Source organism: Modestobacter sp. SYSU DS0290 (assembly GCF_054050955.1).
The window spans coordinates 81,648-102,203 of record NZ_JBJHAI010000013.1 but is presented as its reverse complement, the minus strand read 5'-3'; the positions used below and the strand labels follow the sequence as shown (position 1 = coordinate 102,203).

The window sequence follows — 20,556 nt, the reverse complement described above, 5'->3', positions numbered from 1 at the left end:
GTCGTCGGTTCAGGCGCCCCAGGAGGCCTGCTGGCCCCCCACGCGCTCGGTGGCGATCCGCTCCTGGTGGCCGGAGGCGGCGTAGGCGGCGTACGGGTCGCCGGCCAGGCCCTTCGACTCGCGGAGCTCGGCGAGCAGCGGGCGGACGTCGGTGTTGTAGGCGTCCATCAGCGCGGCGTTTGCGCCGAGCACGTCACCGGACTGCTGGGCGGCCCGCAGCGCGTCCCGGTCGACCAGCAGCGCCTTGGCGGTGGCCTCCTGCACGTTCATCACCGAGCGGATCTGGCCGGGGATCTTCGGCTCGATGTTGTGGCACTGGTCGAGCATGAAGTTCACGCCGGAGTCCGGGCGGAGCGCGTCGGCCCGGACGATCTCGTTCATGATGCGGAACAGCTGGAACGGGTCGGCAGCGCCCACGATCAGGTCGTCGTCGCCGTAGAAGCGGGAGTTGAAGTCGAAGGCACCGAGCCGGCCGACCCGCAGCAGCTGGGCGACGATGAACTCGATGTTGGTGTTCGGCGCGTGGTGGCCGGTGTCCAGCACGACCTTCGCCTGCTCCCCCAGGGCCAGGCAGTGCAGCAGCGAGGTGCCCCAGTCGGGGATGTCCATCGTGTAGAAGTACGGCTCGTAGAACTTGTACTCGAGGATCAGCCGGTGCTCGGGGTCCAGCTCGGCGTAGATCTGCTGCAGCGAATCGGCCAGCCGGTCCTGCCGGTCGCGGATGTCGTCCTGGCCCGGGTAGTTGGTGCCGTCGGGCAGCCAGATCTTCAGATCGGTGGAGCCGGTCGCCCGCATCACGTCGATGCACTGCACGTGGTGGGCGACGGCCTTGGCCCGCACAGCCGGGTCGGCGTGGGTGAGCGACCCGAGCTTGTACTCGTCGGCCTGGAACAGGTTCGAGTTGATCGCGCCGATCGAGACCCCCTCCTCGGCGGCGTGCTGCGCGAGCTTCCCGAAGTCGTCGACCAGGTCCCACGGGACGTGCAGCGAGACCCGGGGGGCGGCGCCGGTGTACCGGTGCACCACGGCGGCGTCGCTGATCTTCTCGAAGGGGTCGCGGGGCACACCGGGGGTGCTGAACACCTTGAACCGGGTGCCGGCGTTGCCGAACGCCCAGGACGGCAGCTCGATGGTCTGCTCGGCGAGCGCGGCGAGGGCCTGGGTGCGGAGGTCGGTGGTCACGGGGTCTCTCCGTTCGTGGTGGTGTGCTCCCCAGCGGCGCGCAGCTGGGCGTCGAGGTCGAAGACGAGGTCGAGCGAGGACTTGCCCCGGCCGTCCCCCGTCTCGAAGAAGGGGGCCATCTCGGCCTCCCACCGGGCGCTGACCTCTGCGGCGTCCACGGCCGCCTGGGCGGCGACCAGGTCGTCGGTGACCACGGTCCCGACGAGCAGGCCGTCCTCGCGCAGGAAGAGCTGGTAGTCGCGCCAGCCGGCGTCCCGCAGCGCACGGAGCATCTCCGGCCACACGGCGGCGTGCCGCTCGCGGTACTCCGCCAGCCGGTCGGGCCGGACCTGGAGCGTGAAGCAGGCACGAGCCACGGGACCTCCTCGTCGAGTGGCGGGGTGAAACGTTTCAGAGTGCTTGTGGCGCAGACCATAGGGAGCCTGCTAAGAAGTGTCAACCGCCACCGGCCGGTGGCGCCAGCGCTCACCCCGCACGGTCCGACCCGGGGGTTGAGACGTTTCAACGGTCCGGGCCGTTACCGTGACCCCACACACCGAGGGAGGCCCGCGCTGACCGCCAGCATCCGAGACGTCGCCCTCCGGGCCGGGGTCTCCGTCGGCACGGTCAGCAACGTCCTGAACCGTCCCGACGCGGTCAGCCCGCCCACCCGGGAACGGGTGCTCGACGCGATCGCGCAGCTGGGCTTCGTGCGCAACGAGTCGGCCCGGCACCTGCGGGCCGGCCGCAGCCGGACGATCGGGCTGGTCGTCCTGGACATCGCGAACCCGTTCTTCACCGACGTCGCCCGCGGGGTGGAGGAGGTCGCCAACGCCGCCGGGCTCGCCGTCGTCCTGTTCAACTCCGACGACCGGCCGGCCAAGGAGCGCGCGCACCTGGACGTGCTGGCCGAGCAGCGGGTCCAGGGCGTGCTGATCACGCCCACCGCCGAGCTGTCCCCGCACGTGGAGTCGCTGCGCTCCCGCGGCACGCCCGTCGTCCTGCTGGACCGGCGCGCCGCCACCGCGGACCGCTGCGCCGTCGCGGTGGACGACGTGCACGGCGGCCGGCTCGCCGCCGACCACCTGCTCGAGCGCGGCCACCGTCGGATCGCCTTCATCGGCAGCTCCTCGGGTCTGCCGCAGGTGCAGGAACGGCACGACGGGGTGGTCGCCGCGGTCCGTGAGCGCAGCGGGTCCGACGACGCGCTGACGGTCCTGCCCCCTGTGGCCCTGACCGTCGCGGGCGGGCGCGAGGCGGCGGCGCGGATCATCGGGCTGCCGGCCGCCCGCCGGCCCACTGCCGCGGTCTGCGCCAACGACCTGGTCGCCCTCGGCGTGCTCCAGGAGATGGTCCGGCACGGGGTGCCGGTGCCCGACGACTTCGCCATCGTCGGCTACGACGACATCGACTTCGCCGCGGCCGCCGCCGTCCCGCTCACGTCGGTGCGCAAGCCACGGCAGGAGCTGGGCCGCCGCGCCGCCGAACTGCTCCTCGACGAGGCCACCCGGGGCGCCGAGCACGTCCACGAACAGCCGGTCTTCGAGCCCACGCTCGTCGTCCGCGAGTCCAGCATGGCCCGGCGTCCCCGGGCCGGCACGAGCTGAGAGGGGAACGACCGATGCGGGTCTCGCTCTTCGCCACCTGCCTGGTGGACACCATGACGCCCTCGGTGGCGGTGGCCACCGCGGCGCTGCTGCAGCGCCTGGGCCAGGAGGTCGTCGTCCCACCGACCCAGGCGTGCTGCGGGCAGATGCACGTCAACACCGGCTACCGGCGCGAGGCGGTCTCGATCGTCGCCAACCACGTGCGCGCCTTCGAGGGCGCGGAGGTGGTCGTCGCACCGTCCGGCTCGTGCGTGGCCTCGATCCACCACCAGCAGGCCGCCGTCGCCCGGCGGGCCGGGGACGAGGCGCTGGCGCAGGCCGCCGAGGAGCTGGCCGGGCGCACGTACGAGCTGTCCCAGTTCCTGGTCGACGTGCTCGGGGTGACCGACGTCGGCGCGTACTACCCGCACCGGGTCACCTACCACCCCACCTGCCACTCGCTGCGGATGCTCGGGGTCGGCGACCGTCCGCTGCAGCTGCTGCGCGCGGTGCGCGGGATCGACCTGGTCGAGCTGCCGGGCGCCGAGCAGTGCTGCGGGTTCGGTGGCACCTTCGCGGTGAAGAACGCCGACACCTCGACCGCGATGCTCACCGACAAGATGGCCAACGTGCTCGGCACGCACGCCGAGGTCTGCACCGCCGGCGACGCCTCCTGCCTGATGCACATCGGCGGCGGGCTCTCCCGGTTGCGTGCGGGCACCCGCACCGTGCACCTGGCGGAGGTCCTGGCCGCCACCGAGCACGACCAGGCGCTCGTCACCGGGACGGTGACGTCGTGACCGCGACCTTCCTCGGTCTGCCCACCGCCCCCCGGGGGGTGGGCCACCTGCGCGGCGACGAGTCGTTCCCCGACGCCGCGCGTGGCGCACTGCGCGACGGGCAGCTGCGGGCCAACCTCGGCCACGCGACCAGCACCATCCGCGGCAAGCGCGCCCGGATGGTCGCCGAGGTGCCCGACTGGGCGCAGCTGCGCGCCGCGGGCAAGGCGATCAAGGCCGCCACCATGGCCCGGCTCGACGAGCACCTGGAGGAGCTCGAGCGCCAGGTCACCGCCCGCGGCGGCACGGTGCACTGGGCCCGGGACGCGCACGAGGCCAACGCGATCGTGACCCGCCTGGTGCAGGCCACCGGCACCCGCGAGGTGGTCAAGGTCAAGTCGATGGCCACCCAGGAGATCGGCCTCAACGAGGCGCTGGAGGCCGCGGGGCTGGACGTCTTCGAGACCGACCTGGCCGAGCTCATCGTGCAGCTCGGCGAGGACCGGCCCTCGCACATCCTCGTGCCGGCGATCCACAAGAACCGGGCCGAGATCCGGGAGATCTTCGCCCGCACCATCCCCGGCGTCGACCCCGGCCTCACCGACGACCCCCGCCAGCTGGCGATGGCCGCCCGCACGCACCTGCGCGAGCGGTTCCTGCGGGCCCGGGTGGCGGTCAGCGGCGCGAACTTCGGCGTCGCCGAGACCGGCACGCTCACCGTGGTGGAGAGCGAGGGCAACGGGCGAATGTGCCTGACCCTCCCGGAGACACTGATCACCGTGATGGGGATCGAGAAGGTGGTGCCGACCTGGCGCGACCTGGAGGTGTTCCTGCAACTGCTCCCCCGCTCCTCCACCGGCGAGCGGATGAACCCCTACACCTCCACGTGGGCCGGGGTCACCCCCGGCGACGGCCCCCAGGAGTTCCACCTGGTGCTGCTGGACAACGGCCGGACGGCGGTGCTCGCCGACGAGGTGGGCCGCGAGGCGCTGCACTGCATCCGCTGTTCGGCCTGCCTCAACGTGTGCCCGGTGTACGAGCGGGCCGGCGGGCACGCCTACGGCTCGGTCTACCCCGGCCCGATCGGCGCGGTGCTCTCCCCGATGCTCACCGGGGTGGAGGACAACGCCTCGCTGCCCTACGCCTCCTCGCTGTGCGGAGCCTGCTACGAGGTCTGCCCGGTGGCGATCGACATCCCCTCGATCCTGGTGCACCTGCGCGCCGAGCACGTCGAGGCCCAGGAACGGCCGACCGCCGAGGGCACCGCCTTCAAGGCGCTGGCCCGGGCGATGAGCAACCCGCGGCTGTGGCACCTCGCGCAGCGGGCGGCCCGGCTCGGCCGGCTGATCGCCCGGGGGCGGCCCACGCTGCCCAACGCCCTGCCGCCGCCGGTCTCCGGCTGGACGCGCAGCCGTGACCTGCCCACCCCGCCGGCGAAGACCTTCGTGCAGCAGTGGACCGAGGAGCACGGGAAGTGAGTGCACGCGAGGAGGTGCTCGGCCGGATCCGGACCGCGCTCGGGGAGACCCGGTCTCCCGCGCCCGAGGTGACGCGCGACTACCGGCAGGCCGACGACGTGCCTGCCGACGCCGCCCTGCTCGACCTCCTCGTCGAGCGGGTCGAGGACTACCGCGCCGAGGTGCTCCGCTGCGCGGCCGACCAGGTCGGGGCGACGGTCGCCGCCGCGCTCGACCGCGGCCTGGGCGCCGGCTGGTCGGCGTCCGGCGTCGTCGTGGCGCCGGGGCTCCCCGCGGCCTGGCGCCCGGACGGCTGCGACGTCGACGACGAGCGGCCCGCCCCCCAGCTGGCCGAGCGGACGGCGTCGGTCACCGCCGTCGCCGTGGCCATCGCCGAGACCGGCACCCTGGTCCTGGACGGCTCCCCCGCCTGCGGCCGGCGGGCGCTGTCGCTGCTGCCCGACGTGCTCGTCTGCGTGGTGACCGCCGACCAGGTCGTCCGCGGGGTGCCCGAGGGCATCGCCCGGCTGGACCCGCTGCGGCCGCTGACCATGGTCAGCGGCCCGTCGGCGACCAGCGACATCGAGCTGGAGCGGGTGGAGGGCGTGCACGGGCCGCGCACCCTGCTGGTGGTGCTGGCCGGCTGACCTGCGCCACGCCGGGCAGGGCCCTCCGGAACCGCCAGGACGGGAGCGACCCGCCGTCCCGGGGAGAGGTCCGCTCCGTGCCCCGTCCCGAGCCGGACGGTCACCTGGCCACCCCGCTCCCCGCTCAGTTCGAGGCCCTCACGTCGGCGGTACGTCCGCGCACCCGCTCGACGGGGCGCCGGCGGCCCTCTCGCTGCGTTCGCGCCAGGAGACCGCGGACGGGCTCGGACCGGACGGCCCGACCTGCGGGCGGCCTCCGGCCGGCCAGCTCACCGACTGGGTGGACGCCGGCCGGGCCTGGGGTCGGCGGTCGATGAGGCCGGCCCGGCGCCCTACCGGGTGCGGTGAGTCGAACCCGCCAGCTGCGGCCGTCCGCCGTCCGGCGGACGGCGAGGGGTCGCTCTTGCACCGCCGGCACGTGACGACGTCGTCCTCGCCGTACCGCTCACGCACCAGCTGCCGTCGGCTACTCGTGCACCGCCCAGACCTCGGCGGGGCCGCGGGGGGTGTCCACCGTCCGCCGGGGCTCGACCCGCTCGTAGACCCCGAGCCAGCGGGGCCCGTCGTAGACCAGCAGGGAGGAGGCGAGGGCGTCGTCGGGCAGGTCGTCGACCTGCCCGTCACGAGGCCCGCCGACGTGGAGGATGAGCGGCACCGAAGCAGTCTAGTCAGCGGTGTTTACGGTGTAAACCGCCCGACGGTGCGGTGTCCGCGGATCAGCCGCCGACGTAGGCCGCCAGGTGCTCGCCGGTCAGGGTGGCCCGGGCGGCGACCAGGTCGGCCGGCGTGCCCTCGAAGACCACCCGGCCGCCGTCGTGACCGGCACCGGGGCCCAGGTCGATGATCCAGTCGGCGTGGGCCATCACGGCCTGGTGGTGCTCGATGACGAGGACCGAGGTCCCCGAGTCGACCAGCCGGTCCAGCAGGCCGAGCAGCTGCTCGACGTCGGCCAGGTGCAGTCCGGTGGTCGGCTCGTCGAGGACGAGGACACCGCCCGGCTCCCCCATGTGCGTGGCGAGCTTGAGCCGCTGCCGCTCGCCACCGGAGAGCGTGGTGAGCGGCTGACCGAGGGTGAGGTAGCCCAGCCCGACGTCGGCCAGGCGGGTCAGCACCTTGTGTGCCGCGGGCGTGCGCGCGTCACCGGCGCCGAGGAACTCCTGGGCCTGGGCCACCGACATGGCCAGCACCTCGCTGATGTCCCGCCCACCGAGCCGGTGCTCCAGCACCGCGGCCTGGAACCGCCGGCCCTCGCACTCCTCGCAGACGGTGGCGACGCCGGCCATCGTGGCCAGGTCGGTGTAGATGACCCCGGCGCCCTTGCAGGTGGGGCAGGCGCCCTCGGAGTTGGCGCTGAACAGCGCGGGCTTCACGCCGTTGGCCTTGGCGAACGCCTTCCGGATCGGGTCGAGCAGCCCGGTGTAGGTCGCCGGGTTGCTCCGGCGTGAGCCGCGGATCGGGCTCTGGTCGACGGTGACGACGCCCTCCCGGCCGGACACCGAACCCGAGATCAGCGAGCTCTTGCCCGACCCCGCGACGCCGGTGAGGACGACGAGCACGCCGAGCGGGATGTCGACGTCGACGTCGCGCAGGTTGTGCGTGCGGGCGCGGCGCACCTCCAGCGCACCCGTCGGCGTCCGGACGGCGGGCTTCACCGAGACGCGGTCGTCCAGGTGCCGGCCGGTGAGGGTTCCGCTGGCCCGCAGCCCATCGACGGTTCCCTGGAAGCAGATCGTGCCGCCCCCCGTCCCGGCGCCGGGGCCGAGGTCGACCACGTGGTCGGCGATCGCGATCGTCTCCGGCTTGTGCTCGACCACGAGCACGGTGTTGCCCTTGTCGCGCAGCCGCAGCAGCAGGTCGTTCATCCGCCCGATGTCGTGCGGGTGCAGGCCGATCGTCGGCTCGTCGAAGACGTAGGTGACGTCGGTGAGCGAGGACCCGAGGTGCCGGATCATCTTGGTCCGCTGCGCCTCGCCACCGGACAACGTGCCCGCGGGCCGGTCGAGGCTCAGGTACCCCAGCCCGATCTCGACGAAGGCGTCCAGCGTCTCCCCCAGCCCGCCCAGCAGCGGCGCCACGGACGGCTCGTCGAGGGCGCGCACCCACTCGGCGAGGTCGCTGATCTGCATCGCGCAGACCTCGGCGATGTTCTTCCCCCGGATCCGCGAGGACCGGGCCTCGGCGCTGAGCCGGGTGCCCTCGCACTCCGGGCAGGTGGTGAACACGACCGCCCGGTCCACGAACGCCCGGACGTGCGGCTGCATCGCCTCCCGGTCCTTGCTGAGCATCGACTTCTGGATCCTCGGGATCAGGCCCTCGTAGGTCAGGTTGATCCCGTCGACCTTGATCTTGGTCGGCTCCTTGTGCAGCAGGTCGTGCAGCTCGGTGTCGGTGAACTCGCGGATCGGCTTGTCCGGGTCGAAGAACCCGGACCCGCTGTAGATGCGCCCGTACCAGCCGTCGGCGCTGTACCCGGGGACGGTGAACGGGCCCTCGTTGAGGGACCTGCTGTCGTCGTAGAGCTGCGTCACGTCGATGTCGGTGACCCGGCCCATCCCCTCGCAGCGGGGGCACATGCCGCCGGTGATGCTGAACTCGCGCCGCTCCTTGACCGTCTTCCCGCCCTGCTCGAAGGTGACCGCGCCGGCGCCGCTGATCGAGGCGACGTTGAAGGAGAAGGCCTGCGGCGAGCCGATGTGCGGCTGCCCGAGCCGGCTGAACAGGATGCGCAGCATCGCGTTGGCGTCGGTGGCGGTGCCCACCGTGGAGCGCGGGTTGGCGCCCATCCGCTCCTGGTCGACGATGATGGCCGTCGTCAGCCCGTCGAGCAGGTCCACCTCGGGGCGGGCCAGCGACGGCATGAACCCCTGCAGGAAGGCGCTGTAGGTCTCGTTGATCAACCGCTGCGACTCCGCGGCGATCGTGCCGAAGACCAGCGAGCTCTTGCCCGAGCCGGAGACACCGGTGAACACCGTCAGCCGGCGCTTCGGGATCTCGACGCTGACGTCCTTGAGGTTGTTCTGCCGCGCGCCGACCACCCGGATCAGGTCGTGGCGGTCGGCCACGTGGCGCTCACCGGACGGCGCGTCGGTGCTGGTGGCCGTGCTCATCGCACTCTCCCTCCGCCCGGCTGGGGCCCGGGCTGCTCAGCGCAGCTGCTGGATGCGGATCAGGTTGCCCGCCGGGTCCCGGACCGCACAGTCACGCAGACCATAGGGCTGGTCGGTCGGCTCCTGGACGACCTCGACGCCGCTGCCGGCCAGTGCCGTGAACGTGCGGTCGAGGTCGCGGGTGGCCAGGTTGACGCCGAAGAAGCTGCCCTTGGCGAGCAGCTCCTCGATGGTGCGGCGCTCGTCGTCGGTGAGGCCCGGTCCGGCGGCCGGCGGGTGCAGCACGATCGCGGTGTCGGGCTGGCCGGGCGGGCCCACGGTGATCCAGCGCATCCCCTCGTAGCCGACGTCGAGGCGGACCTCGAAGCCGAGGGTGTCGCGCCAGAAGAGCAGCGACGCCTCCGGGTCGGTGTGCGGCAGGAAGCTGGAGTGGATGGTCAGTCCAGGGCTGGTGGTGTCCATGCCGGTCACGCTAGGGATGCCTCGACCGTTCGTGCTTCTCGATTCCTGACCGGCCTGGTCACCTGCCGCGCCACGCACGACGGCATGCCCGCCGTCGCGTCACCGGCCACCCGCCGGTAGACGCTCGGCGGCACCCCGACCAGCTCGGTGAAGCGGGTGCTGAAGGTGCCCAGCGACGAGCAGCCGACCGCGAAGCACACCTCGGTGACGCTCAGGTCACCGCGGCGCAGCAGCGCCATCGCCCGCTCGATCCGCCGGGTCATCAGGTAGGCGTAGGGCGGCTCGCCGTAGGCCGCCCGGAAGGCCCGGCTCAGGTGGCCGGCGGACATGTGCACGCCCCGCGCGAGGGCCTCGACGTCCAGGGGCTGCGCGTACTCGCGGTCGATCCGGTCACGGACCCGGCGCAGCCGCGCGAGGTCGCTCAGGCGCTGGTCGGCGGCGGACGAGCTGCTCACCGGCCGGATCCTGCCGTACCCGGTGGGCCGGTGGCGTGCTCGACGCCGCGCCCGCCGCCGGAGCTCGTGGGAGGCTCAGGTCCATGCCCCGGCCGCTGTGCTCGGTTGACACGGTGCGATCGCTGTTCCAGCCGATCGTCGACCTGCAGGACGGTGCCCTGGTGGCCGTGGAGGCGCTGTCCCGGGGGGTGACCGGCCCGCTGGAGTCGCCCACCGCCTTGTTCGCCGCCGCCGCCACGACCGGGACGACGGCAGCGCTGGACGGCGCGTGCCTGCGCGCCGCGCTGGCCGGGGTGGCCGGGGTGACCGAGCCGACGACGCTCTTCGTGAACATCGAACCGGCGACCCTCTCCGGCCTCTCCCCGGAGGCCGTCGCGGAGCTCGCCGCCCTCACCCCTGACCTGGTCCAGGTCGTGCTGGAGGTGACCGAACGGGACCTGCTGGAACGTCCCGCGGAACTGGTGCGCGGAGTGGGCCGGGCCCGTGACATCGGCTGGCGGGTGGCGCTCGACGACGTCGGCGCCGAGCCGGCCGGGTTGGCCCTGGTCTCGTTCCTGCGGCCGGACGTGATCAAGCTGGACCTGGCCCTGGTGCGGGGACACACCACCCTGCAGGTGGCCGGGGTCGTCAACGCCGTCCGGGCCGAGGCCGAACGCTCCGGCGCCGTCGTCCTGGCCGAGGGGATCGAGACCGAGCAGCACCTCGAGCGGGCGCTGGCGCTGGGCGCGCGGCTGGGGCAGGGCTGGATGTTCGGTCGCCCCGAGGCGCGGCTGCCCACCGGCATGCGGGCGGTGCGCTTCCGGCCGACCGCACCCCGGGCGCTCTCCTCGGCGGCCGGCGCGGCGCCCACCCCGTACACGGTGCTCGCCGCCGCCTCGGAGCCACAGCGCACCAGCGTGCCGCTGCTGGCCTCGATGACCCGGCAGCTCGAACGCCAGGCCCTGCTGCTGGACGAGCAGACCGTCGTCCTGGCGAACTTCCAGCACGCGGCGTCCCTGAACGCGCGCACGCGACGCCGGTACGAGACGCTCGGCAGCGTCACCGCCCTCACCGCGGTGACCGGGGTGAGCATGCCCGCCGAGCCCGCTCCGGGGGTGGTGGGCACCGCGCTGGACGCCGACGACCCGCTGGCCGCCGAGTGGGTCGTGACGATCGTCAGCCCGCACTTCTCCGCCGCGCTGGCCGCCCGCGACGTCCCGACGGAGCGGAGCGGGAACGGCGGCCCGGCGGGGGCCGCGGACCGGCGGCTGGACTACGCGCTGACCTACGACCGGCAGCGGGTGCTCGACGCGGCCGGGCTGCTGCTGGCCAGGACACGGCCCCGGACGACCGGCACCACGGCGCCGGTGACCACCGAGCACCGCGCCGACCCCGAGGTGCGGCGCGTCGCCGAGGGCGAGCTCCCGGACCTCATGCTGCGGGCCGTCGCCGTGGCGAGCAACGGCATCGTCATCGCCGACGCGCGCCGGCCCGACCAGCCGATCGTCTACGCGAACACGGCGTTCCTGCGCATCACCGGCTACCCCGAGGCGGAGGTCCTCGGCCGCAACTGCCGCTTCCTGCAGGGCCCGGACACCGACGCCAGCCAGGTGCAGCCGATCCGGCGGCGGATCCTCGCCGGCCGGGACGTGCACGCGGTGCTGCTCAACTACCGGCGCGACGGCTCCCCGTTCTGGAACGAGATCCGCGTCAGCGCCGTCTGGAACGGCGGGGAGATCACCCACTACATCGGCAGCCAGCTCGACGTCACCGCACGGGTCGACCGGGAACGACGGACCACGTACCTCGCCCACCACGACGAGCTGACCGGCCTGCCCAACCGGGCACACGTCCTGGAGCACCTGGACCTGGAGCTGCGGCGGGCCCGGCGGAGTGGCACCGGCGTGGCCGCCGTCCTGATCGACCTCAACGGCTTCAAGGCCATCAACGACCGCTTCGGCCACGCCGTCGGCGACGCCGCGCTCGTCGGGGCGTCGACCCGGTTGCGCGGCGTCCTGCGCGCCGGTGACCTGCTCGGACGGCTCGGCGGGGACGAGTTCCTCGTCGTCCTCGCCGGCCTGCCGCCGACCCACGGTGCGCCACCGGGCACGAGCGGTGCCGAGGCGACCGTCCGCCGCGTGCAGGAGCACCTGCACACCGCCCTCGGCCAGCCGCTCGAACTCGCCGGGGCCACCCTCCGGCTCAGCGCCAGCTCCGGCGCCGCCTTCTTCCCGCGGGACGCGCACGACCCCGCGACGCTCATCGCCCGGGCGGACGCGGTCATGTACCTGGGCAAGCCACGAACCGCGTGACCGAGAGGAACTCCGTGACCGAGACCATCGCCGGCATCGCCGTCCCCGACTCCACCCTCGCCCGGGAGGCGACGGAGCTGGTCCGCGACGCCACCAGCGACCTGCTCTTCCACCACTCGCGCCGGGTCTTCCTCTTCGGCTCGCTCCAGGGCCGTCGGCTGGGCCTGAGCGCCGACCCGGAGCTGCTCTACGTCGGCGCGATGTTCCACGACCTGGGCCTGACCGAGCGCCACCGCCGCGACGACCAGCGCTTCGAGCTCGACGGCGCCGACGAGGCCCGGCGGTTCCTGCAGGCGCAGGGCGTGCCCGAGCCGCGCGTCCGGCTGGTGTGGGAGGCGATCGCGCTGCACACCACGCCCGAGGTGCCCTGGCGACTGGAGCCCGAGGTCGCCCTGGTCACCGCCGGCGTGGAGACCGACGTCCTGGGCATCGGCTACCGGGAGCTCTCTCCCACCGACGTCGCCGCGGTGACCGCCGCGCACCCGCGCCCGGGGTTCAAGACGGCGATCGTCGACGCCTTCGCCGACGGCTTCCGGCACCGCCCCGACACCACGTTCGGCACCGTCAACGGCGACGTCCTGGAGCACCGGGTGCCCGGCTACCGGCACGTCGACTTCGTGGAGGTCATCGAGAACTCCCCCTGGCCGGAGTGACCGGCGCGCCGGGCGACGTCAGGAGCTGGTGAGTTCGGCAGCAAGGGGTGACATGGGTGGAAAGGCCGCGACCCGTCCAGGGCTGACCCAGCGCCTGAGTGGTCCGAGGCCCCTCGGTCACGACCTCCTCGTTCCGGAGGCGCGCCGTAGCGGCACCGTGGGTGCTCACCGAGTCACCGGACTGGCGAATCGCAGAAGCGGCGCAGCCCCACCGTCGAGGCGACGGTGGGGCTGCGTCCTCACTCGCCCGCGTGAGGCGTGCGACCTGCTAGCGGTAGTCGCTCAACAGCGTGCGAAGCACACGGGTGACGTCCGCCAGGACACTGTCGAGGTCGGTGAGGTCACGCCACTCGTGCCAGTTGGCACCGCCGCGCCGGCGCCACCACGGGCCGCCGCGGTCCTGCCACGCCGCGATGTCCTCATCGAGCCCGTCGAACCACACCTCGATGGGGTCGCCTGCTGCCTCGTCGCGGGACAGCAGCGCCTCGTCGCAGTCGTCGCCCGCGCGGCGCAGCGCGGCCTCGTCCCGGGGCGGCGAGGAGGTTGGCGTGGGCCGCGGGTCAGCCCTGGGAGGGCGGCAGGACGTCGAGGACCCAGGTGACGCCGAACCGGTCGGTGACCATGCCGAACAGCGGCGCGAAGCCGGCCGGGCCCAGGGCCGTGCGCACGGTGCCGCCCTCGGCCAGCCCGTGCCAGTACCGGCTGATCTCCTCGGCGTCGTCGCCGCGCACCGAGACGTAGACGGCGTCGGTGCCGGCATCGTACGGCCGGTTCGGCGGCACGTCGAAGGCCATGATCGAGAAGCCGCCGGGAGCCTGCACGCCACCCCACTTGAGCTGCTCGGGCACTGCGCCGTCGGCGGCGTCCCGCTCGTCGCCGCCCTGGGCGAAGGTGAACGCCATGACCTCCCCGCCGAAGACGGCGGCGTAGCGGTCCAGCGCCGCGCGGGCCTGGCCGCGGAAGTTCAGGTGCGTGGTCGTGGTGACGCTCATGTCGGGCTCCTCGCCTCGGTTCGGTCCGCCGGCGGTGCCCGCTGGCGGTCTGCACCCACCGTGACAGCGGTAGCGGACGGGTTCTGTCCTCTTCTTCGGGCATCCTCCGTCGCATGAGCGGAACGTCGTCCCGGCTGCTGGCGCTGCTGTCGCTGCTGCAGGCGCGCCGTGACTGGCCCGGCGCACTGCTCGCCGAGCGCCTCGGCGTCACGCCCCGCACGGTGCGCCGCGACGTCGACCGGCTGCGCGAGCTCGGCTACCCGGTGCAGGCGGTCAAGGGCCCGGACGGCGGGTACCGCCTGGCTGCCGGGGCCGAGCTGCCGCCGCTGCTGTTCGACGACGACCAGGCCGTCGCCCTCGCCGTCGCCCTGCGCGTCGCCGCGACCAGCGGCGCCGGCGTCGCCGAGGCAGCAGCCAGGGCCCTGGTCACCGTGCGGCAGGTGCTGCCCAGCCGGCTGCGGCACCGCGTCGACGCCGTCCAGGTCACCCCCGTGCCCGCACGTCCCGACGGCGACGCGGTCGACCCCGCGGTCCTGGTCGCGCTCTCCGCCGCGGTCCGCGCCCGCGAGGTGCTGCGCTTCGACCACGCGCGTCCGCACCCCGAGGACGGCGGGACCCCCGGACCCCCGCGGCGGGTGGAGCCCCACCACCTGGTCACCCGGGCCGGGCGCTGGTACCTCCTCGCCTGGGACCTCGACCGCGCCGACTGGCGGACCTTCCGCGTGGACCGGATCAGCCCCCGCTCCCCCACCGGCCCGCGATTCAGCCCGCGCGAGCTGCCCGGCGGGGACGTCGCCGCCTTCGTCGCCGCCCGGTTCCGGGGTTCGACCGGCACCGACGCCTGGCCCTGCACCGGCGTGGTCGAGCTGGACCTGCCCGCCGCCGACGTCGCACCGTTCGCGTTCGATGGGACCGTCGAGCCCATCGGGCCGGACCGCTGCCGGCTCACGCTCGGTGCCTGGTCCTGGGCGGGGCTGGCCGCTACCCTCGCCCGGTTCGACACCGGGGTCCGCGTGCTCGACCCGCCACAGCTGCGCGAGGCCTTCGCCACCCTCGCGGCCCGCTGCGCCGCCGCGGCCTGCTGAACACCGGCCCCGGCACGCCGCTCAGCAGGCCGCGAGGTCCTCGGCCAGCGCCTTCAGCGTCGCGGCGGGCAGCATCGCGGCGCGCGCCAGGCCCAGCAGCCCCATGGTCGGCGGGACCGTCAGCAGTTCCGTCTGGGTCAGCTGGGGAGCGTGCCGCTCCACCACCGCCCGGGCCCGGTGGTCCTGCAGCAGGCGGGGCAGCGGCTCGGTGAGCAGGTCGGCAGCCGGCAGCTCGGCCAGCGGCGGCAACGGCTCGGCCGTGGCCGCGGCCCGGTCCGCCTGGGTCCGCACCAGCAGGTGCTCCGCCCCGATCTCGCCGTCGAACGGGATGCCCAGCCGCTGGAACTGGCTGGCCGGTGCGTCGTTCTCGTGCATCAGCCGGGCCAGCAGCCGCAGCATCCGGAGCTCGACGTCGTCGTCCCGCAGGGGGTGCTGCTGGCCGGGGTCCGCCGCCAGGTCGAACAGCAGCGTCCCGTGCAGCCAGGGGTTGTTCCGGGCCGGGCCGGCCGGGATGCGCATGGTCCGCAGGCCCTTGGTGAACGAGAACGGCTCGGCCGGCTCCCAGGCGGCGAGCTCCCCCACCCCGAACCGGCTGCGCATGTGATTGGGCATCAGGGTGTGCTCGTCCAGCGGGGCGTTGGCGGCCTCGGCCGGCGCCCGCATGTAGACGTACCGGCCGTCGGTGACGTTGACGTGGCCCCCGTGCGCCCCGAAGAGCGCGCCCTCGCGGGCCAGGCGGCCTGCGGCCAGCGCATCGGCCAGGTCCCGGCCCTGCATGTCCGGGGTCGGCTCGAGGCCGAAGAAGCGGAGCAGCGTCGGCGCCAGGTCGATCGTCTGGGCCAGCGCCCCGCAGCGCGTGCCCCGCTCACCGGTGCGCGGGTCCCAGAGGAAGAACGGCAGCCGCACCAGCTCGTTGAACCACGGCATGGCCGACTTGGCCCACCAGCCCCGCTCACCGAGCAGGAAGCCGTGGTCGGTGTTGACGATCAGCATGGTGTCGGCCCACATGTCGTGGCCGTCCATGAAGTCCAGCAGCCGCCCGAGCGAGGCGTCGCACATCGAGACCAGGGCCGCGTACTCGAAGCGGGCGTGCGCCACCTGGTCCGCGGGCTCGGTGACCTTCTGGTAGCCGGGCCAGTCAAACTCCGGGCCGGCGTAGTCGTGTGCGTAGCGCTTCTTGTAGTCCTCGTGCGTGAAGAAGGGCTCATGCGGGTCGAACAGCTCCAGCTGCAGCAGCCAGTTGTCCGCCTCGACGTTGGTCTCCAGGAAGTGGATCCCGGCGTCGACCGTGCGGGTCTGGTTGTGGTCGGCCTCGGTCGGCATGTAGCTGCGGTTGATCACGTCCTGCCGGCGCATCGCCTGGAAGAACGGAGGCCCGGGGTAGTCGACCACCGGGTCGGTGGGACGGGGGACGACGCCCTTCCACGGGTCGCCCTCCTGGCCCCGGAAGAACTCCCAGGTGGAGTAGCGGGTGTGGTAATCGCCGCCGCCGTCCTCGAAGTAGTGCTGGTGGTCGGTGGCCAGGTGCGTGTGCACCCCCGCCGTCTTCAGCAGCTCCGGCATCGAGTCGTCGAAGGGCTCGAGCGGGCCCCAGCTGCGGTGCAGGAAGTTGTACCGGCCGGTGTGCATCTCCCGGCGAGCCGGCATGCAGGGCATCGACCCGGCGTAGAAGCTGTCGAACGTCACCGTGCGCTCCGCCAGCCGGGCGAAGTTGGGGGCGTCGACGAAGGTGTCCCCGTAGGGCGGCAACATGTGCCGGTTGAGGCTGTCGAACATCAGGACGATGGCGCGCATGGGTCCTCCTCGGGGACGGCGGCGGAGACGGTCGGATGGCGGTGCCGGGCCCTGCGGGGCCGCTCCCGGAGGGAACGGCCCCGCAGGGCCCGGGTCACGTCGCGGCGATCACCCCGGCGCGGGGCCGGTCGCCCCGTGCTCGGGCCGGACGGAGTCGAGCGCCCGCTGCAGGCGTCGCTCGACCTCGTACAGCGGGGCGGGGCGGCTGTGCTGGTCGAAGGCCATGCCGCCCTGCCGGTCGGCCCACCGGGGCCAGCCGGGGTCGCCGTCCCGGATGAACCGGACCCACGCGGCGTGCATGGCGTCGGCCAGCGACTGTGGGGGCGTCGCCCCGAGCGCTGCCGGCACCCCAGGGGCGTCGAGCAGGTCCCAGGCGAAGGGGAGCTCGGCGCAGTGGACAGCCAGACCCGCAGTGGTCCCGCGGAAGCGGAAGTCGTACAACCAGGTGCGGTCGGCCGCGCTCCCCCGGGCCGCGCGGGCCTCGGCCCACCGCAGCAGGGGCAGCCGGAACGTCGCCTCGGTCCGCAGCTGCGCGAGCTGTTGTGCCGGCTCGGTCAGCTCCGGGTGGTCGCCGAGGAACTCCGCGGCCGCCTCCGGCGGCAAGCCGGCCTGCACGAGCACCTCCCGCGCGTCGAGGCCGGCCAGGGACTCACGCACCCGCATCAGGCTCATCGTGAACTCGTGCGCGGTGGTGCCGGCCAGCAACGGCTTGCCCGCGCCGGTGCCTCGCGCCAGCGCTACATCGACCGGGTGCGGCATCAGCTCCCCGTCGACCACCGGCCCGAAGGCGAGCCCGTCGTCGACCGGGAACAGGCTCTTCCTGGTCACGGCCACCGCGTCCACGGGGCCGGTCAGCGGGCGGAACCCGAACGGCGCCTGGACGTCGAGCACCTCGTCCTCGCTCAGCCTCGACCACCCGGCGCGGGTGGGGGGCACCCCGGCCGCCTCGGCGATCTGCCGCCCGATCCGCTCGGACACCACCGAGTCCTGGGTGCGGCCCGCGGCGGAATGGCTGATCACCGAGCGGAACAGGTGCTGGGCCCCCGGGGTGGCCAGCAGCGCCATCACCGAGGTGCCGCCGGCCGACTGCCCCGCGATGGTGACGGCGTCCGGGTCCCCACCGAAGGCGGCGATCTCCCGCTGCACCCACTCCAACGCGGCGATCTGGTCGCGCAGGCCGCGGTTCTGCGGGGCGTCCTCGATCCAGCCGTAGCCGTCGAAGCCCAGTCGGTAGGACAACGAGACCACCACGACGCCGTCCCGGTTGAACGCGGAGCCGTCGTACCACGGGCTCGCCGAGACACCGGCGATGAAGCCCCCACCGTGGATCCAGACCAGCACCGGCAACCGCGCTGCCGGATCGCCGGGAGCGGGCGTGAACACGTTGACGCTGAGCGTCTCGTCCCCGGGCACGGAGCGCTCCGGGATCATCGCGACGGCGGTGAACGGGCGCCGCTGCGGCGTCGGACCGATATCGGTCGCCGCGCGGACCCCTTCCCACGGCACCACGGGCTCGGGTGCGGCGAACCGCAGCGGTCCGACCGGGGCCTGGGCGTAGGGGATGCCCAGGAAGGCCGCACCCGTGGACCGCCAGGAGCCGCGGACCGTGCCGGACGTGGTGTGCACCGTGGGTGCCGACGACCGGTTCACGACAGCACCAGCGTCGCGCGGACGTCGCCCAGCCCCCGGGCGACCAGCAGGGCACCGTCGAGCGGCAGCAGCTCCCAGCTGGCTGCACCGGGGTCCCAACGCCGCCACATCCGCAGGTCGGTCGGCACCTCCACGGTCCGGCTCTGCCCCGGTTCCACGGTCACCGCCTGCCAGCCGGCCAGTCGCACCGGCTGCTCGGGGTCGGCCGGCTGCAGGTAGACCTGCACGACCTCCCGGCTGCGCCGGAGACCGGTGTTGGTCACCGTCACCGCCGCACCGGGGCGCTCCGGGCCGGTGAGAAGGCGGGCATCGGTGTACTCCCAGCTGCCGTAGCCCAGGCCGTGCCCGAACCAGAACGCCGGCTCCGGCGCCCGGCCGGCGGCGTGCCCGCGGTGGCCCAGGAAGGCTCCCTCGGCGTAGACCAGCCGGCCGTCGACCGGCGTCACCGACCAGGCCGGGGCCGCGCCGTCCGCGACCGGCCAGGTGGAGACCAGCCGGCCGGCGGGCTCGCGGTCGCCCAGCAGCGCCGCGGCGACCGCGTGGCCGGCCTCCTGCCCGGGCAGCCCGGCGATGAGCACGGCGTCCACGTCGTCGATCCACGGCATCAGCACCGGGGTGGCGGCGTTGACGACGACGATCGTGCGCCGGGCCGCAGCGGCGACCGTGCGCACCAGGGCGTCCTGTTCGCCGGGCAGCGCGAGGGTCGACTTGTCGACCGACTCGGTCTCCTGCTCCTCGGTCACCCCGACGACCACGACGGCGACGTCGGCGTCCCGCGCCGCAGCGGCTGCCTCGCTGAGCACGGTCCCGGGGTCCCGCGGTGCCGGCCCGGCGACCAGGCCGAAGAGCCCGGCGCCCGCCATCCGGCCCGGACGGCCCAGCCCGCTGGCCGAGCGCAGGTCCACGGTGGCCTCCACGAGCGCACCGTCGGGAACGGCGGCGAGCACGGTCCCCGACGGCGGCCGCAGTATGGCCTCACCGGCATCGTCGGTCGAGAGCCGCAGGTCGAAGCCGCCGACCGGGCGGCCGGCCACCGCGAACCGCCAGCTGCCGACCCCGAGGGCACCGAGCTGCATGTCGCCACCCTGCGGGACCACCGCCCGGAAGCGGGCCTCGGTCACCGGCGCCGGCAGGTCGTCGTCGACCCCGATCATGCTGCTCGCCGTCCGTTCGTGCCGCTCCTCGATCACCTCGCCGTCCGCACCCAGCAGCAGCAGGTGGACGCCGTTCCCGCCGGTCACCGGGTCGAGCACCGTGCCGGCCCGGGCAGCCACTGCCCGGCTGCGGACCTCGACGCCGTCGACGATCCGCACCGCCGAGCCCAGCAGCGAGGTGAGCCCGTCGGCGATGCTGACCTGGTGGGCCGCCCGCACCTGCGCCGACCCGCCCCCCATGCAGATGGTGTCGATCGCGTGCCGCCCGATGAGGGCCACCGTCGTCCCCCGCTCCAGGGGCAGGGTGGCCCGCTCGTTCCGGACCAGCGTCATGCCCTGCGCCGCCAGCTCGGTCAGCTGCGCCCGGCGCGCGGCGCTGTCCGGCCGAGGCGGCGCCGCGGGCGCCGGCCGGGGAGCGCCGAGGGTCCCCACCCGCTCGGCGAGCAGCAGCAGCCGGTACAGGTGGTCGTCGACGACCCGCTCGTCCACCTCACCGTCGGAGACCGCCGCGACCAGGGCGTCACCCCACGGGCCCACCGGGCCGGGCATCACCAGGTCCAGGCCACCGTTGGCCGAGGCCGCCGTGCTGCGGGTGGCGAACCAGTCGGAGATGACCAGCCCGTCGTAGGACCACTCGCCCTTGACCACGCCGTTGAGCACCGCGTCGTGCTCCGTGGCGGCCACCCCGTTCACCCGGTTGTAGGCGGCCATGACCGACCACGGGTCGGAGTCGGCGATCGCCATCTCGAAGGGCAGCAGGTAGACCTCCCGCAGCGTGGCCTCGTCCACCACGCTGTCCACCGCGTGCCTCTCGGTCTCGGACTCGTTGGCGACCACGTGCTTCAGGCAGGCACCGATGCCCCGCTCCTGCAGGCCACGCACGTAGGCGGTGGCCAGCCGGCCGGAGAGGTAGGGGTCCTCGGAGAACGCCTCGAACAAGCGGCCACCCAGCAGGCTCCGGTGCAGGTTGATCGTCGGGCCGAGGACCACGTGGACGTCCTGGGCGTACGCCTCCTCGGCGAGCAGCCGCCCGGTCTGGTGGAGCGCCTCGTCGCTCCACGTCGAGGCCAGCAGCGAGGCGTTCGGGAAGAGCGTCACCGGCGGACCGCTGGTGAAGGTCAGGCCCCGGACGCCCGTCGGCCCGTCGGACAGGTGGATCTCGGCGAGGCCGATCTCGTCCTCGGCGTGCAGGCCGTACATCGTGCCACCGGTGAGCAGACGCACCTTGGCCTTGAGATCCAGCTGGGCGATCAGGGCGTGCAGATCTGGGCGGGGCATCGGAG

18 protein-coding genes are annotated in these 20,556 nt (G+C 73.9%); 7 read left to right on the top strand and 11 right to left on the bottom strand.

The window, feature by feature from the left end:
• Window positions 1-9: 9 nt before the first annotated feature.
• Window positions 10-1,182 (bottom strand): L-rhamnose isomerase, encoded by a 1,173-nt coding sequence (gene rhaI, locus ACI795_RS12565; protein ID WP_457075849.1) that lies wholly within the window; start codon window positions 1,180-1,182, stop codon window positions 10-12.
• Window positions 1,179-1,538 (bottom strand): L-rhamnose mutarotase, encoded by a 360-nt coding sequence (locus ACI795_RS12560; RefSeq protein WP_457075848.1) that lies wholly within the window; start codon window positions 1,536-1,538, stop codon window positions 1,179-1,181. Before ACI795_RS12560 ends, rhaI begins: the two co-directional genes overlap by 4 nt.
• A gap of 135 nt (window positions 1,539-1,673) precedes the next feature.
• Here ACI795_RS12560 and ACI795_RS12555 point away from each other — a divergent pair, with 135 nt between their 5' ends.
• The 4 genes from ACI795_RS12555 to ACI795_RS12540 are packed head-to-tail and all read left to right on the top strand — an operon-like array spanning window position 1,674 to window position 5,630.
• On the top strand, window positions 1,674-2,768 hold the full coding sequence (locus ACI795_RS12555; protein ID WP_457075847.1) for a LacI family DNA-binding transcriptional regulator: 1,095 nt from the start codon (window positions 1,674-1,676) through the stop codon (window positions 2,766-2,768).
• A 14-nt stretch (window positions 2,769-2,782) separates the two neighbouring features.
• Entirely contained in the window at window positions 2,783-3,547 is a 765-nt protein-coding gene (locus tag ACI795_RS12550) for a (Fe-S)-binding protein (protein ID WP_457075846.1), read from the top strand.
• Complete coding sequence (locus ACI795_RS12545) at window positions 3,544-5,004, top strand: LutB/LldF family L-lactate oxidation iron-sulfur protein (protein ID WP_457075845.1); 1,461 nt, start codon at window positions 3,544-3,546, stop codon at window positions 5,002-5,004. Before ACI795_RS12550 ends, ACI795_RS12545 begins: the two co-directional genes overlap by 4 nt.
• Entirely contained in the window at window positions 5,001-5,630 is a 630-nt protein-coding gene (locus ACI795_RS12540) for a LutC/YkgG family protein (protein ID WP_457075844.1), read from the top strand. Before ACI795_RS12545 ends, ACI795_RS12540 begins: the two co-directional genes overlap by 4 nt.
• A gap of 466 nt (window positions 5,631-6,096) precedes the next feature.
• On the opposite strand, the gene ACI795_RS12535 is transcribed toward ACI795_RS12540, so the two are convergent.
• The 4 genes from ACI795_RS12535 to ACI795_RS12520 form a co-directional block, all read right to left on the bottom strand.
• Window positions 6,097-6,285, bottom strand: a complete 189-nt coding sequence (locus tag ACI795_RS12535) for a hypothetical protein (protein ID WP_457075843.1) — start codon at window positions 6,283-6,285, stop codon at window positions 6,097-6,099.
• Window positions 6,286-6,346: 61 nt separating this feature from the next.
• Window positions 6,347-8,737 (bottom strand): ATP-binding cassette domain-containing protein, encoded by a 2,391-nt coding sequence (locus ACI795_RS12530; RefSeq protein WP_457075842.1) that lies wholly within the window; start codon window positions 8,735-8,737, stop codon window positions 6,347-6,349.
• Window positions 8,738-8,773: 36 nt separating this feature from the next.
• Window positions 8,774-9,199, bottom strand: coding sequence for a VOC family protein (locus ACI795_RS12525; protein WP_457075841.1), 426 nt, complete (start codon window positions 9,197-9,199; stop codon window positions 8,774-8,776).
• Between the two features lie 5 nt (window positions 9,200-9,204).
• Window positions 9,205-9,654, bottom strand: coding sequence for a helix-turn-helix transcriptional regulator (locus ACI795_RS12520; protein ID WP_457075839.1), 450 nt, complete (start codon window positions 9,652-9,654; stop codon window positions 9,205-9,207).
• Between the two features lie 113 nt (window positions 9,655-9,767).
• Between ACI795_RS12520 and ACI795_RS12515 the strand changes: the two genes are divergently transcribed.
• Window positions 9,768-11,945: a diguanylate cyclase domain-containing protein gene (locus ACI795_RS12515; RefSeq protein ID WP_457075838.1), complete on the top strand. Its 2,178-nt coding sequence runs from the start codon at window positions 9,768-9,770 to the stop codon at window positions 11,943-11,945.
• A gap of 14 nt (window positions 11,946-11,959) precedes the next feature.
• Complete coding sequence (locus tag ACI795_RS12510; protein WP_457075837.1) at window positions 11,960-12,598, top strand: HD domain-containing protein; 639 nt, start codon at window positions 11,960-11,962, stop codon at window positions 12,596-12,598.
• A gap of 268 nt (window positions 12,599-12,866) precedes the next feature.
• On the opposite strand, the gene ACI795_RS12505 is transcribed toward ACI795_RS12510, so the two are convergent.
• Window positions 12,867-13,040: a hypothetical protein gene (locus ACI795_RS12505; protein ID WP_457075836.1), complete on the bottom strand. Its 174-nt coding sequence runs from the start codon at window positions 13,038-13,040 to the stop codon at window positions 12,867-12,869.
• A 118-nt stretch (window positions 13,041-13,158) separates the two neighbouring features.
• The gene (locus ACI795_RS12500; RefSeq protein ID WP_457075835.1) at window positions 13,159-13,590 is read right to left on the bottom strand and encodes a VOC family protein; all 432 of its coding nucleotides are present in this window, start codon (window positions 13,588-13,590) and stop codon (window positions 13,159-13,161) included.
• Window positions 13,591-13,703: 113 nt separating this feature from the next.
• On the opposite strand from ACI795_RS12500, the gene ACI795_RS12495 reads away from it, so the two are divergent.
• Complete coding sequence (locus ACI795_RS12495) at window positions 13,704-14,675, top strand: helix-turn-helix transcriptional regulator (RefSeq protein WP_457075834.1); 972 nt, start codon at window positions 13,704-13,706, stop codon at window positions 14,673-14,675.
• Window positions 14,676-14,696: 21 nt separating this feature from the next.
• On the opposite strand, the gene ACI795_RS12490 is transcribed toward ACI795_RS12495, so the two are convergent.
• From ACI795_RS12490 to ACI795_RS12480, 3 genes are all read right to left on the bottom strand, one after another.
• On the bottom strand, window positions 14,697-16,469 hold the full coding sequence (locus ACI795_RS12490) for a sulfatase (RefSeq protein WP_457075833.1): 1,773 nt from the start codon (window positions 16,467-16,469) through the stop codon (window positions 14,697-14,699).
• A gap of 108 nt (window positions 16,470-16,577) precedes the next feature.
• On the bottom strand, window positions 16,578-18,119 hold the full coding sequence (locus ACI795_RS12485; protein WP_457075832.1) for a carboxylesterase/lipase family protein: 1,542 nt from the start codon (window positions 18,117-18,119) through the stop codon (window positions 16,578-16,580).
• Window positions 18,116-20,551 carry a beta-glucosidase gene (locus ACI795_RS12480; protein WP_457075831.1) on the bottom strand — a complete coding sequence of 812 codons (2,436 nt, stop codon included), beginning with the start codon at window positions 20,549-20,551 and terminating at the stop codon, window positions 18,116-18,118. The genes ACI795_RS12485 and ACI795_RS12480 overlap by 4 nt, the downstream gene beginning before the upstream one ends.
• Window positions 20,552-20,556: the final 5 nt, after the last annotated feature.

Excerpts from the sequence above, each read along its gene's own strand:
- ACI795_RS12550 (WP_457075846.1), top strand. The coding sequence starts at position 2,783 with ATGCGGGTCTCGCTCTTCGCCACCTGCCTGGTGGACACCATGACGCCC.
- ACI795_RS12530 (WP_457075842.1), bottom strand. The coding sequence starts at position 8,737 with ATGAGCACGGCCACCAGCACCGACGCGCCGTCCGGTGAGCGCCACGTG.
- ACI795_RS12525 (WP_457075841.1), bottom strand. The coding sequence starts at position 9,199 with ATGGACACCACCAGCCCTGGACTGACCATCCACTCCAGCTTCCTGCCG.
- ACI795_RS12500 (WP_457075835.1), bottom strand. The coding sequence starts at position 13,590 with ATGAGCGTCACCACGACCACGCACCTGAACTTCCGCGGCCAGGCCCGC.
- ACI795_RS12495 (WP_457075834.1), top strand. The coding sequence starts at position 13,704 with ATGAGCGGAACGTCGTCCCGGCTGCTGGCGCTGCTGTCGCTGCTGCAG.
- ACI795_RS12490 (WP_457075833.1), bottom strand. The coding sequence starts at position 16,469 with ATGCGCGCCATCGTCCTGATGTTCGACAGCCTCAACCGGCACATGTTG.
- ACI795_RS12480 (WP_457075831.1), bottom strand. The coding sequence starts at position 20,551 with ATGCCCCGCCCAGATCTGCACGCCCTGATCGCCCAGCTGGATCTCAAG.